Annotated in this window: 14 protein-coding genes and 1 other annotated feature; of the genes, 11 read left to right on the top strand and 3 right to left on the bottom strand. The window is 37.8% G+C overall.

Going from position 1 to position 13,213, the window contains the following annotated elements; all coding sequences use genetic code 11:
* Positions 1-77: 77 nt before the first annotated feature.
* Positions 78-1,421, top strand: coding sequence for a TrkH family potassium uptake protein (locus tag M014_RS0108320; RefSeq protein WP_026591308.1), 1,344 nt, complete (start codon positions 78-80; stop codon positions 1,419-1,421).
* A 33-nt stretch (positions 1,422-1,454) separates the two neighbouring features.
* Here M014_RS0108320 and M014_RS0108315 read toward each other — a convergent pair whose 3' ends face one another.
* Positions 1,455-1,817 carry an imidazole glycerol phosphate synthase gene (locus tag M014_RS0108315; RefSeq protein WP_081810996.1) on the bottom strand — a complete coding sequence of 121 codons (363 nt, stop codon included), beginning with the start codon at positions 1,815-1,817 and terminating at the stop codon, positions 1,455-1,457.
* Positions 1,818-2,016: 199 nt separating this feature from the next.
* Here M014_RS0108315 and ytfJ point away from each other — a divergent pair, with 199 nt between their 5' ends.
* Positions 2,017-2,418, top strand: coding sequence for a GerW family sporulation protein (gene ytfJ / locus M014_RS0108310; protein ID WP_026591306.1), 402 nt, complete (start codon positions 2,017-2,019; stop codon positions 2,416-2,418).
* A 115-nt stretch (positions 2,419-2,533) separates the two neighbouring features.
* On the top strand, positions 2,534-2,623 hold the full coding sequence (locus M014_RS26615) for a hypothetical protein (protein WP_000608217.1): 90 nt from the start codon (positions 2,534-2,536) through the stop codon (positions 2,621-2,623).
* A 383-nt stretch (positions 2,624-3,006) separates the two neighbouring features.
* Here the strand turns inward: M014_RS26615 and M014_RS0108300 are convergent, their stop codons facing one another.
* Both M014_RS0108300 and M014_RS0108295 read right to left on the bottom strand, forming a co-directional pair.
* Entirely contained in the window at positions 3,007-3,246 is a 240-nt protein-coding gene (locus M014_RS0108300) for a YkuS family protein (RefSeq protein ID WP_026591305.1), read from the bottom strand.
* A gap of 189 nt (positions 3,247-3,435) precedes the next feature.
* Positions 3,436-3,675 carry a DUF3911 family protein gene (locus tag M014_RS0108295; protein WP_026591304.1) on the bottom strand — a complete coding sequence of 80 codons (240 nt, stop codon included), beginning with the start codon at positions 3,673-3,675 and terminating at the stop codon, positions 3,436-3,438.
* A gap of 412 nt (positions 3,676-4,087) precedes the next feature.
* Between M014_RS0108295 and ilvE the strand changes: the two genes are divergently transcribed.
* The 8 genes from ilvE (at position 4,088) to leuD (ending at position 13,177) form a co-directional block, all read left to right on the top strand.
* A complete protein-coding gene (gene ilvE / locus M014_RS0108290) occupies positions 4,088-4,981 on the top strand; it encodes a branched-chain-amino-acid transaminase (RefSeq protein WP_026591303.1) in 894 nt (297 codons plus the stop codon).
* 27 nt (positions 4,982-5,008) lie between these two features.
* Positions 5,009-5,238 (top strand) — a binding site (T-box leader).
* A gap of 73 nt (positions 5,239-5,311) precedes the next feature.
* Positions 5,312-7,009, top strand: a complete 1,698-nt coding sequence (gene ilvB, locus M014_RS0108285) for an acetolactate synthase large subunit (RefSeq protein ID WP_026591302.1) — start codon at positions 5,312-5,314, stop codon at positions 7,007-7,009.
* A complete protein-coding gene (ilvN, locus tag M014_RS0108280; RefSeq protein WP_026591301.1) occupies positions 7,009-7,521 on the top strand; it encodes an acetolactate synthase small subunit in 513 nt (170 codons plus the stop codon). Before ilvB ends, ilvN begins: the two co-directional genes overlap by 1 nt.
* A gap of 27 nt (positions 7,522-7,548) precedes the next feature.
* Positions 7,549-8,559, top strand: a complete 1,011-nt coding sequence (gene ilvC / locus M014_RS0108275; RefSeq protein ID WP_026591300.1) for a ketol-acid reductoisomerase — start codon at positions 7,549-7,551, stop codon at positions 8,557-8,559.
* Between the two features lies 1 nt (position 8,560).
* A complete protein-coding gene (locus M014_RS0108270; protein ID WP_026591299.1) occupies positions 8,561-10,081 on the top strand; it encodes a 2-isopropylmalate synthase in 1,521 nt (506 codons plus the stop codon).
* A gap of 81 nt (positions 10,082-10,162) precedes the next feature.
* The gene (gene leuB / locus M014_RS0108265; protein ID WP_026591298.1) at positions 10,163-11,227 is read left to right on the top strand and encodes a 3-isopropylmalate dehydrogenase; all 1,065 of its coding nucleotides are present in this window, start codon (positions 10,163-10,165) and stop codon (positions 11,225-11,227) included.
* Entirely contained in the window at positions 11,227-12,621 is a 1,395-nt protein-coding gene (gene leuC / locus M014_RS0108260; RefSeq protein ID WP_026591297.1) for a 3-isopropylmalate dehydratase large subunit, read from the top strand. Before leuB ends, leuC begins: the two co-directional genes overlap by 1 nt.
* Positions 12,599-13,177 carry a 3-isopropylmalate dehydratase small subunit gene (leuD, locus tag M014_RS0108255; protein ID WP_026591296.1) on the top strand — a complete coding sequence of 193 codons (579 nt, stop codon included), beginning with the start codon at positions 12,599-12,601 and terminating at the stop codon, positions 13,175-13,177. Before leuC ends, leuD begins: the two co-directional genes overlap by 23 nt.
* Positions 13,178-13,213 lie beyond the last annotated feature (36 nt).

The raw sequence follows: 13,213 nt of genomic DNA, 5'->3' as shown, positions 1-13,213 counted from the left end.
TCTATGAGATTTTGTTCAAGTGAAATAAGCTATCAGCCTACGGATAGATGTTTTACTTTATTAAGGGAGTTAGTGATATGGAAGCAACAAAAAAACAAGGATTTTATAATCGTCTTATACGATTAAGTCCGCCGCAAATTTTAGCAATGGGCTTTTTTTGTTTAATTGTTGTCGGGGGAATGTTATTGAAACTACCATTCGCGACAAAAGAATCAATTAGTTGGGTGGATGCGTTTTTTACAGCAACATCGGCAGCGACAGTAACGGGGTTAGGAGTTGTAGATACTGCTAGTACTTTTACAACATTTGGCCAAATTATCATTATGTTATTAATTCAAACAGGTGGACTGGGATTAATGACAATTGCAATTTTAATTGTTTGGGTACTAGGAAAGAAAATTGGACTTCGCCACCGATTATTAATTGGAGAGGCATTTAATCAAACGAATATAGGTGGGCTTGTAAAGTTAGTGAAGCGAGTCTTTATTTTTTCTATTTGTATTGAGTTAGTGGGAGTTGTTTTTCTATCCATTCGATTTATTCCAGAATTCGGTTTTGGTAAAGGTTTATATTATAGTATCTTTCATGTTATCGCCTCATACAATAATGCGGGATTTGCCTTATGGCCAGATAATTTAACAAGATATGTAGGGGATCCTATTATTAATATTGGGATCTGTTCTTTAATCGTTATAGGTGGTTTAGGATTTACTGTATTAATTGATATATGGTATAGCCGTAGTTTTCGGAAACTATCACTTCATTCGAAAATTATGATTATCGGAACAGTAGCGCTTAATGTTATTGCGATGATTGTAATTTTTATATTGGAGTATAACAATGTGGAAACATTAGGGCCTTTATCTTTAAATGAGAAGTTATGGGCCTCATTCTTCCAAGGAATTACACCAAGGACTGCAGGATTTAATACAGTTGACTATGGAGGAATGGAAGAGTCATCCATACTGTTTACAATGATTTTAATGTTTATAGGTGCAGGAAGTGTTTCAACAGGTGGAGGAATTAAGTTAACGACTTTTGTAATTTTAATTACATCGGTTATTTCCTTTTTTAGAAAGAAGGAAGACTTTGTTTTATTCCAGCGTACAATCAGAATGGCAACGGTAACAAGAGCGTTAGCAATTGTGGTTGCTAGTCAAATTCTTATTTTTACAGCAGTATTTTTATTAATGCTTACAGAAAACTTTAGTTTTATTCAACTTTTATTCGAAACAATTTCAGCGTTTGGGACAGTTGGATTAACGATGGGAATTACTGCTAAATTATCAGCTGTTGGAAAATGTATCATCATGTTTGTTATGTTTTGTGGATTAATTGGTCCGTTAACGCTTGTATTTTCACTGGCGCGACCAGCGAAGCAAAAAATTCGATATCCATCAGAAGATGTTTTCACAGGATAAGGTATCTCGCTAAAAGCGAGATACCTTTTTTCTTTAAAAGAGTGAGAAAAATAAACCAATAATTGCAGCTCGGAATATGAGAGCGACAATTGCAGAAATACCACCGATAATAGCTGCGATACTACCGGTTACAGTAGCACCACGATTATAGGCGTAAATGCCAAGTAAAACGGAAACAAGTCCAAAAAGTGTCGGGAATGTAAAGAGAGATAATACGGCAAGAGCAAGTGCGATGAAACCAGCTGTTGAACCCGCTGTTTTTGACTTTACTTCATCTTTATCGTTATAGTTGACATGCTGAGGAGCAACCTCTGCCGCGTACTCTTCTTTATAGTCCCCTTCTTCAGTTCTATGTTGTTCATCAAATTTATCAGTCAAAGCAATGTCTCCTTTCATAACAAGGTTCATTAGTAGTATGTATATCTTTTTCTTTTTTTATCCCGTAAGAAATAGATAGTCGATTTACATTTCGCTTAATCAAGTTGAAGAAAGTTGATAATAGAGCAGTGTTGTTTATGAATTGTAAAACTTGGTATGAGTTTCTCTATTTTGGAAAGCATAAAAAAGAATTAAGAGGAAAAAGGTGGCTGAAATGATGGAACATCCAATTGAAAACTTAATGAAAACCGCAATGACAAATTTAAAAGAGATGGTTGATGTAAATACAATTGTCGGAAGTCCTGTTTCAACAGCGGACGGACATGTTGTTTTAACTGTCTCAAAAGTTGCTTTTGGGTTTGGGGCAGGGGGTAGTGATTTTAAAGGAGAAAGGTCTATAGGAAAAAGTGTGACTGGACAAGGTCAGCAAAAAGAGTTGAAACAAGGGCACCCGTTTGGAGGCGGAAGTGGTGCAGGAGTTTCAATTGACCCGGTTGCGTTTTTAGTAGTAGGATCTGGTGGTGTGCAAGTGTTACATTTACATAGTGGTACACATTTGATTGAAAAGGCTTTGAATGCGGTTCCAAGTACAGTGGATAAGTTTGTAAATGGTCGTTAAAAAGTAAAGTTGCATTTTTTAGGAATTGTGATATATTAGAAAAAGTGTGCTTCGGGATAATGAATATAATTGAAATGTAAATATATATGATTTATGAAATAAGGGAGAGGTAGTTATGATTAACATCAAGAATTTTACCGTCGGTTTATGTATGTTAGTAAGCGGATTTGTTGTATATGTAGTAAAAGAAAAGGCTCCATTCTAAAACAGACAGATTACGATGTCTGTTTTTATTTTGTTAAAATAAATATTGACGAATTTATTATGAAGTGTTAAGATTATATTTCGTGTCTCGGTTACAGCTAGTATATATTGGATATTTTTTATAAATGCGACATGAAAAATTTGCGAAGGATCGGGTAATTTTACCAACAACTTTTGTGAATAAACCCAAAAAGTTGTATTTGTAAGCTTATACACATACTAGTGTATCAAGGAGCGGTCAGAGGAACCGTGTTGATGAGAGAGAGGTAGGGCTTTCATCCAGTATATGTTACTTTCCCGTTAGGTGAATATAAAAAGAAAAGTCTCCTTGAATAGGAGACTTTTCTTTTTATAAATTTTTGCATTTTGTAGTCATATCATTTTTTAAAGTCGACTTTCGACTTGTTGACAAATTTCATCAGTTGTTAAGCCACTTGCTTCAATGACAGATCCTTTCATCGTTACATTACTAATTCCCATCACATTAGAATCTTGTCCAGTTACAACACAACAATCACAGTTTTGCGCATCGTTTTCAGATTGCAGTGAAATAACTTCATGTCCTTGTTGTTTCAATGCTTGTTGAACATCTGTTAATGAATTTTCAACACCAATTTTCGCCATTTCCTTCACCTCCTACCATCTAGTAATATGCACTGTTTTTTGGAAAATATTTATGTTTGTAAGAAAAAGATGGTAGAAAAAGGAGAGCTGCTTGCGGTAGCAAGATCCCCCACCTTGAGACGTAGAAGTAGGTAGGGGATAACTGTCTATAAAAGCACGATCAGTGCTCCTTGAAGTTTTAATCATATATTAGTCGTTGTACACACCTGTAAGCATTTGACTGACGAACTGATCATTTAATTGATCTTGAGCAGAAGCATCATTGGATTGAATATCAATTGAGGCGATGAAGTTGTTATTTTGTTTTTCATTTGGATACACCTCTACGTAATTGTCGAATTTACAAAAACCTTTCGTATCCATTAAATCAAATAGTTGTAACATTTCTACTACCTCTTGTCTTGTTCCTTTAATTTGTACACACGCCATATTATTTTCCTCCTTCATTTGACAATTTGTTTTTTTAAAATAGGCTTATGAAAGCTGCGTGAAAAATATGATTGTTACTTTTATACAATTTTATTTTGAATGTATTCCTCCTTTTTAATTAAAAGTCGTTTTTATTGCCGAATATATGAAATCGGACGTCCGTTTATTGAATACAATAGATTCGCATTATTTGACAAAAATCCTTCTTCTAAACAAATATTTTTTTTGATGAAAAATGACGAAAAAAATTTTTGACATTTTGTAAACGTTAACAATGTTGATAAATCAATATAAATGAGTCTGTCTATAAATTAAAAATTAAAAATTTTCTAAAAATTATCTTGATTTATTTAAAAAGGAGAGTAAACTAGGAAACAATAAAAAATTCACAGAACATAGGAGGCGCTTTTAAGTGAATGAGCAACGGATTTTCTTAAATGGAGAATTTGTTCCAAAAGACGAAGCAAAAGTTTCAGTATATGATCATGGTTATTTATATGGCGATGGGGTGTTTGAAGGGATTCGTGTCTACAGTGGCAATGTCTTTAGACTTAAAGAACATCTTATTCGTTTATATGAGTCAGCAAAATCCATTATGTTGGAAATTCCATATACGTTAGATGAAGTGATAGATATTGTTATTGAGACGATTCGTCAAAATAAGCTATCTAACGGATACATTCGTTTAGTTGTATCACGAGGTGCTGGGAACCTTGGATTAGATCCTGATTCTTGCTCAAAACCGAATGTAGTCGTAATTGCGGAACAGTTATCACTATTTCCGTCGGAATATTACGAAAAAGGAATACCGGTTGTGACAGTTGCCACACGTCGAAATCGTCCAGATGTATTAACACCGCAAGTAAAGTCTTTAAACTATTTAAATAATATTTTAGTTCGAATTGAAGCGAAGCTTGCTGGTGTACAAGAAGCCCTTATGTTAAATGAACAAGGTTATGTTGCAGAAGGATCTGGTGATAATGTGTTCATTGTAAAAGGCAATAAATTAATTACACCACCAAGTTCTGCAGGGGCATTAGAAGGTATTACAAGAAATTCCATTTTGGAAATTGGAGAAAAACTCGGGTATGACGTAAGAGAAGAATTATTTACAAGACACGATGTATATGTAGCAGATGAAGTATTTTTAACAGGAACTGCTGCTGAAGTTATTGCAGTGACAACAGTTGACGGAAGAACGATTGGGGCCGGAAAAACGGGTCTACATACAAATCGTTTATTAGAAGAGTTTCGTAAATTAGTTATAGAAGATGGAGAGAAAGTTTACGAAGAAAATAAAGTTTAATGATAGCAGTGTAATGAATGATAAATTTGTAAAGCGTTGATAGGGAGGAGTAGTTGATTGTGAAGCCTCACAGAGAGTCGGTGGTTGCTGGAAACCGATGGTTCACGTCGACGAACATCGCCTTTGAGTGCTAAACTGAAGCGTTTGTCTAGGTTTAGACGGTAGCTCCGTTATTAGCTAGACTCATCCCCTGAGTCACTGAGGCAAGAAGTATTCTTGCGAAGAAGGGTGGTACCGCGAAATCTTTCGTCCCTTCAGCACATAGCTGGAGTGTGGACGTAGGATTTTTTTATTGTAAAAAAACAATTTTAAAGGAGGTTCATAAGAAAAATGCCTTCAAAAACGGAAGATAAAATGGCAACTGGTGCACAACTATTGTTAGAAGCGTTAGGAAAGGAAGACGTAGAAGTTATTTTTGGTTATCCAGGAGGTGCTGTTCTACCGCTCTATGATGCAATTTATGATTGCGAAATTCCTCATATTTTAACAAGACATGAACAAGGAGCGATTCATGCAGCTGAGGGGTATGCACGAGTTACAGGAAAACCTGGTGTTGTTATTGCGACAAGTGGTCCTGGTGCGACAAATGTAATTACGGGTCTTGCAGATGCAATGATTGACTCATTACCGCTTGTTGTTTTTACTGGTCAAGTAGCTACAACGCTGATTGGAAGTGATGCTTTCCAAGAAGCGGATATTATGGGGCTTACAATGCCAGTAACAAAACATAATTATCAAGTGCGCAGGGCATCAGATTTACCAAGAATTATTAAAGAGGCCTTTCATATTGCGAAAACGGGTCGACCAGGACCGGTAGTTATCGATCTTCCTAAAAACATGGTAGTAGAAAAAGGAGAGCGATGTAGTAACGTACAAATGGATTTGCCAGGATATCAACCAAACTATGAACCAAATTTATTGCAAATTAACAAATTATTACAAGCGATTGATGTTGCTGAGAAGCCGTTGATTTTAGCTGGAGCAGGCGTATTGCATGCAAAAGCTGCACAAGAATTAACAGATTTTGCACAAATGTATCGTATACCTGTGGTTCATACACTTCTTGGATTAGGTGGATTTCCTCCTCATGATGAGTTGTTTCTAGGAATGGGAGGGATGCACGGTTCGTATACAGCAAACATGGCGTTATATGAGTGTGATTTACTCATAAATCTCGGTGCGAGATTCGATGATCGTCTCACAGGAAATCTGGAATATTTTGCGAAAGAGGCTATAGTCGCACATATTGATATTGATCCAGCAGAAATTGGAAAGAATGTCCCTACAGAAATTCCGATTGTAGCAAGTGCAAAGCATGCTTTGGAGTCACTTCTTGTTTCTAAAGGGAAAAAAGAGAATCATAGTGCATGGTTATCACTTTTGAAAAGTAGAAAAGAACAATATCCTTTTTCTTACGATCAAGATTCTGATGAGATTAAACCACAATCGGCAATTGATATGCTATACGAAATCACAAAAGGCAAGGCGATTATTACAACAGATGTTGGACAGCACCAAATGTGGGCAGCTCAATATTATCCGCTTAAAGATCCAGATAAGTGGGTAACATCTGGAGGGCTTGGGACGATGGGATTTGGATTTCCAGCTGCTATTGGTGCACAAATTGCAAAGCCAAATGAGTTAGTTGTTGCAATTGTTGGGGATGCTGGTTTTCAAATGACATTACAAGAATTAGGTGTATTAAAAGAACATTCCTTGCCGGTTAAAGTTTTGATTTTAAATAATGAAGCTTTAGGCATGGTAAGACAATGGCAAGATGAATTTTATAATCAAAGATATTCTCATTCTTTGCTTTCTTGTCAACCGGATTTTGTAGCACTTGCACAGGCGTATGGGCTAAAAGGGATTCGCATTGAAAATCCATTATTAGCAAAGGAACAGTTAAAAGAGGCGATTGCTTTACAAGAACCAGTTGTAATTGATTGCAGGGTACTACAGTCCGAAAAAGTGATGCCGATGGTTGCTCCTGGAAAAGGGGTTCATCAAATGGAGGGGGTGGAAAAGTGATGAAAAGGATTGTTACGGCAACCGTTCGAAATCAAAGCGGCGTATTAAACCGAATTACCGGTGTTATGACGAGGAGGCATTTTAATATTGAAAGTATTTCTGTTGGGCATACAGAATCGTCTGATATTTCACGGATGACATTTGTTGTTCATGTTGAAAGCGAACAACAAGTGGAACAGCTCATTAAGCAACTGCATAAACAAATTGATGTGTTAAAAGTATCTGATATAACGGAAGAGGCGATGATTGCAAGGGAACTCGCTCTCATTAAAGTAGCAACAACAAGTGTATCAAGAGCCGAATTGTATAGCTTAATTGAACCGTTCCGAGCCACTGTAATAGATATTGGAAAGGATTCCATCGTGGTGCAAGTAACAGGTACGCAAGAAAAGGTAGAAGCGTTAATTGAGCTCTTGCGCCCATATGGCTTAAAAGAAATTGCAAGAACAGGTGTCACAGCATTCACGCGTAGCATGAAAAAACAAGATAAACAAATTATGTTAATTCAGTAATCATTTAAATATAGGGGGAGAAAGAATATGGCAAAAGTTTATTATGAGAAAGATGTAGCAGTAAATGTATTAAAGGGAAAGAAAGTAGCAATTGTTGGATATGGATCACAAGGTCATGCTCATGCACAAAACTTACGTGATAACAATTTTGAAGTAGTAGTTGGATTAAGGCCAGGAAAGTCATGGGAAAAGGCGGAAGGGGATGGCTTTGCTGTATATTCAGTGGCAGAGGCAACAAAGTTTGCGGATGTAGTAATGATTCTATTACCTGATGAACTACAACCAGAGGTATATGAAGCAGAAATCGAACCGAATTTACAAGCTGGAAATTCACTCGTGTTTGCACATGGGTTTAACGTTCATTTTAATCAAATTACACCACCAGAAGATGTAGATGTCTTTCTAGTTGCACCAAAAGGGCCAGGGCATTTAGTACGTCGTACATTTACCGAAGGCGGGGCAGTTCCGGCATTATTTGCTGTATATCAAGACGCAACAGGAGCAGCAACTGAAAAAGCATTATCCTATGCAGATGGAATCGGAGCAACGAGGGCTGGAGTATTAGAAACGACATTTAAAGAAGAAACAGAAACAGATTTATTTGGAGAACAGGCTGTACTTTGTGGAGGGGTTACTGCACTTGTAAAGGCAGGATTTGAAACATTAGTAGATGCTGGTTATCAACCAGAACTTGCCTATTTTGAATGTTTACATGAACTAAAGCTCATTGTTGATCTTATGTATGAAGGTGGACTTGAAAATATGAGATATTCTGTTTCTGATACAGCGCAGTGGGGGGATTTTGTATCAGGGCCACGTATTGTAACAGAACATACGAAGAAAGCAATGGATGAAGTGTTGAAAGAAATTCAAGATGGCACATTCGCAAGAGGATGGATTGCAGAGCACAAAGCAGGAAGACCACATTTCCATGCAACGAACGCTAAGGAGAATGGACATCAAATTGAGGTTGTTGGACGTAAATTACGTGAAATGATGCCGTTTGTACAACCGAAAGTAAAGGCGGAGGTTAAATAATATGAAACAGATTTTGTTCATGGATACGACGCTTCGTGATGGCGAACAATCACCCGGAGTCAATTTAAATGAACAAGAAAAGTTACAGATTGCCAAACAGTTAGAAAAACTAGGAATCAATGTGATGGAAGCAGGATTTGCAGCAGCTTCTGAAGGTGATTTTCGCTCAGTAAAACGTATTGCAGAAACGATTCAAAACGTTTCCGTTATGAGTCTAGCAAGAGCGAGGGAAAGTGATATTCAAAGAGCATATGAAGCTTTAAAACATGCAGCATCTCCAAGGTTACACGTTTTTTTGGCAACGAGTGATATTCATATGAAATATAAGCTTTGTATGTCAAAAGAAGATGTATTAGATAGTATTCATCGCTCTGTAACTTTAGGGAAATCGTTATTTCCCACAGTACAATTTTCAGCAGAAGATGCAACGAGAACGGCTCGTGCATTTTTAGCAGAAGCTGTGGAAGTTGCGATTCGTGCTGGAGCGGATGTTGTTAATATTCCGGATACAGTTGGTTATACCAATCCAGAAGAATACTACTCTCTTTTTAAATACTTACAAGAGTCCGTTCCTTCTTATGAAAAAGCTATTTTCTCTTGCCATTGCCATGACGATCTTGGAATGGCGGTAGCAAATTCATTAGCGGCGATTGAAGGCGGGGCCCTCCAAATAGAGGGAACAATTAATGGAATTGGAGAGCGCGCAGGTAATGCAGCTTTAGAAGAGGTAGCGGTAGCTTTGCATATTCGAAAAGACTATTATGAAGCCGATCCTTCTATGGTATTGAAAGAGATTAAGGCAACAAGTACATTAGTGAGTCGTTTAACAGGAATGGTTGTACCGAAAAATAAAGCGATTGTTGGAGCGAATGCGTTTGCTCATGAATCAGGTATTCATCAAGATGGTGTATTAAAAGAAGTAACGACATATGAAATTATTGCACCAGAGCTCATTGGTGAAGCGCAAAATTTGTTTGTACTTGGAAAGCATTCTGGTCGCCATGCGTTTACTGAAAAAATGAAGGAACTTGGCTATGAGTTTACGGAAGCAGAGCGAGATATAGCATTCAGCGCATTTAAGAGATTAGCAGATCGAAAAAAAGAGATTACAGAAGAAGATTTACGTGCATTAGTACTGGGAGAAACAGCATTTTCAACCCAGCAGTATAAAATTAAACAATTACAAGTACATTTTGTATCAAATAGTACGCAATGTGCAACAGTTGCACTAACAGATGAGGCAGGTAATGTGTACGAAGATGCAGCAACAGGAGCAGGGAGTATTGAAGCGATTTACAATGCAATTCAAAGGATTTTGGGACTTGAGTGTGAGTTAGCTGATTATCGTATTCAATCTATTACACAAGGTCAAGATGCACTTGCTCATGTTCATGTTGAATTGAAAGAAGGAACTCATCAAGTTACAGGTTTTGGTGTGGCGCAAGATGTATTAGAAGCATCAGCTAGAGCTTATGTACATGCAGCTGGAAAGTTAAAGGCTTTGTTATTGCTTGCAAAGTAATGTTTGATAAGTGGGGGAATACCCCCACTTCACTTAATTGAATTCAGAATAATCAGTAAAAACAAAGAGGGGTGCTGATCATTGGAAAAACGTATTGTTTGCTTAGCGGGTGATGGTGTTGGACCAGAAATTATGGAGAGTGCGAAGGAAGTACTGCACATGATAGAAAGGTTATATGGTCACCATTTTTATTTACAAGATGAACAATTTGGAGGAGCTGCGATTGATTCGTTTGGGCAACCATTGCCACCTCGAACATTAGCGGCATGTTTAGCAAGTGATGCGGTATTACTAGGTTCGGTTGGCGGACCGCGCTGGGACGACACGAAAGAAAGACCGGAAAAAGGATTGCTTGCACTTCGAAAAGGGCTTGGTGTATTTGCTAATGTTCGTCCTGTCACTGTAGATGCAGCGACTGCTCATTTATCTCCATTGAAGGCTGCTGATAAGGTGGATTTTGTTGTTGTTCGTGAATTAACGGGTGGTATTTATTTCTCTTTTCCAAAAGAAAGAACAGAAGAAGTAGCTACAGATACGCTTACTTATCATCGTCATGAAATTGAGCGCATTGTTTCATACGCTTTTCAATTAGCGAGTAAACGTCGTAAAAAAGTTACTTCTATTGATAAAGCAAATGTTTTAGAGTCGAGTAAACTTTGGAGGGAAGTAACAAAAGAAGTGGCACTTCGCTATCCTAATATTGAACTTGAACATATTTTAGTAGATGTAGCGGCTATGGAATTGATTCGCAACCCAGGCAGGTTTGATGTTGTTGTAACAGAAAATTTATTTGGTGATATTTTAAGTGATGAGGCCTCTGTATTAGCTGGGTCACTAGGGATGCTTCCTTCGGCAAGTCACGCAGAGAATGGGCCTTCACTTTATGAACCAATTCATGGATCAGCACCAGACATTGCAGGGAAAAATAAAGTGAATCCAATTGCGATGATGCGTTCAGTTGCGATGATGCTTGGACAGTCTTTTGAACTAAGAAGAGAGGGAGAAGCGATTGAAGAAGCAATTTCTTCAGTTCTTCGCTCTGGGAAATGTACAGTTGATATCGGCGGAAATGAAACAACAACTTCGTTTACAAAGGCTGTACTTCAAGAAATGGAAGAACAAGCGTTAGTAGGGAGAGGAAGATAATGGCTAAAAGGTTACTGGATAAGTTGTGGGAGAGACATGTTGTTGCGACAAATGAAAATGGATTAGATTTATTATATATCGATCTTCATCTCGTACATGAAGTAACATCGCCGCAAGCGTTTGAAGGCTTGCGGCTTGCAAATCGGAACGTTCGGAGGCCGGATTTAACATTTGCAACGATGGATCATAATATTCCAACAAAGGATGTTTGGAACATTACGGATCGTATTGCTAAGCAACAATTAGATACACTTCGTGAAAATTGTAAGCAATTTAATATTCCATTAGCGGATATTGAGGATGAACATCAAGGGATTGTTCATGTTATTGGACCGGAACTAGGACTTACACAACCGGGAAAGACCATTGTATGTGGTGATAGTCATACGGCAACACATGGAGCCTTTGGAGCGTTGTCATTTGGAATTGGTACAAGTGAAGTTGAACATGTATTAGCGACGCAAACATTATGGCAGAGAAAGCCAAAGGCAATGGGGATTGAATTAAAGGGGAAATTGCCTAAAGGAGTATACGCAAAAGATATTATTTTACACCTCCTAGCTACGCATGGGATAGCAGTTGGAACGGGATATGTGATGGAGTTTTACGGAGAAACAATTGTAAATATGGAAATGGAAGAGCGAATGACGCTTTGTAACATGGCAATCGAGGGCGGAGCAAAAGCAGGAATTATTGCGCCAGATGAAAAAACATTTGCTTATGTAAAAGGACGTGAGTATGCACCGGAAGAATTTGATTTGGCAGTAGCAAAGTGGAAGGAACTTTATACTGAGCCAGATGCAATATACGATACTTATATTTCAGTAGATGTTGCTAAACTAGTACCATATGTAACATGGGGAACAAATCCAAGTATGGGTATGCGTATTGATGAGAAGCTTCCAGAAACACATGATAAAAATGATGAACGAGCTTTAGCGTATATGGGGCTTCAGCCGGGACAGAGTGTATTTGATATTCCTGTTCAGCATGTATTTATTGGTTCTTGCACAAATTCTCGTTTATCAGATTTAGAAATCGCCGCGGCTGTTGTGAAGGGAAAAAAGGTAAAAGAAGGGGTGCGAGCGCTTGTTGTACCAGGGTCTAAAAGAGTACGAAAAGCAGCAATGGAAAAAGGATTGCATCGTATATTTGAAGAGGCGGGATTTGAATGGAGAGAACCTGGGTGTTCTATGTGTCTTGGGATGAATCCAGACCAAGTGCCTGAAGGAGAACATTGTGCATCTACTTCCAATCGGAATTTTGAAGGACGGCAGGGGAAGGGTGCAAGAACACATTTAGTCAGTCCTGCTATGGCAGCCGCCGCAGCACTTTATGGTCATTTCGTTGATGTAAGAAAGGAGAGTTATGATGGAGTCGTTTCGTATTCATAAAGGTACTGTTGCCGTACTAATGAACGATAATATTGATACAGATCAAATTATTCCAAAACAATATTTAAAGAGGATTGAACGAACGGGTTTTGGGCAATTTTTATTTGATGAATGGCGTTATGGGAATGACAGGCAAGAGAATCCGGATTTTCCATTAAATGCACCTGAGCGAAAAGGTGCAAGTATACTCATTACAGGTGAAAATTTTGGCTGTGGTTCATCACGAGAACATGCGCCATGGGCACTCGCTGACTATGGATTTCGTGTTATTGTTGCGGGGGGATTTGCAGATATTTTTTATATGAATTGTACGAAAAATGGCATGCTGCCAATCGTTATGGAAAAAGAAATGCGTGAAAAGCTAGCAGCTGTTGATCCAAGAGATGTCATCGAAGTTGATCTAGAGAATGAAGTGATTACAACCTCGCTACATCGTTTTCATTTTACAATTGAGAACATGTGGAAAGAAAAATTATTAAATGGTTTAGATGAAATCGGAATCACACTTCAATATGAGCAACAAATTCAAGAATATGAACGAAATACAGCTCGCTAATTTGTTTAGCGAGCTGTAATATAATATAAATAAGGT

Origin of the sequence: Bacillus sp. UNC437CL72CviS29, from assembly GCF_000482345.1 — a bacterium.
Taxonomy (GTDB): domain Bacteria; phylum Bacillota; class Bacilli; order Bacillales; family Bacillaceae_G; genus Bacillus_A; species Bacillus_A arachidis.
This window is presented reverse-complemented; position numbering and strand designations above follow the sequence as displayed.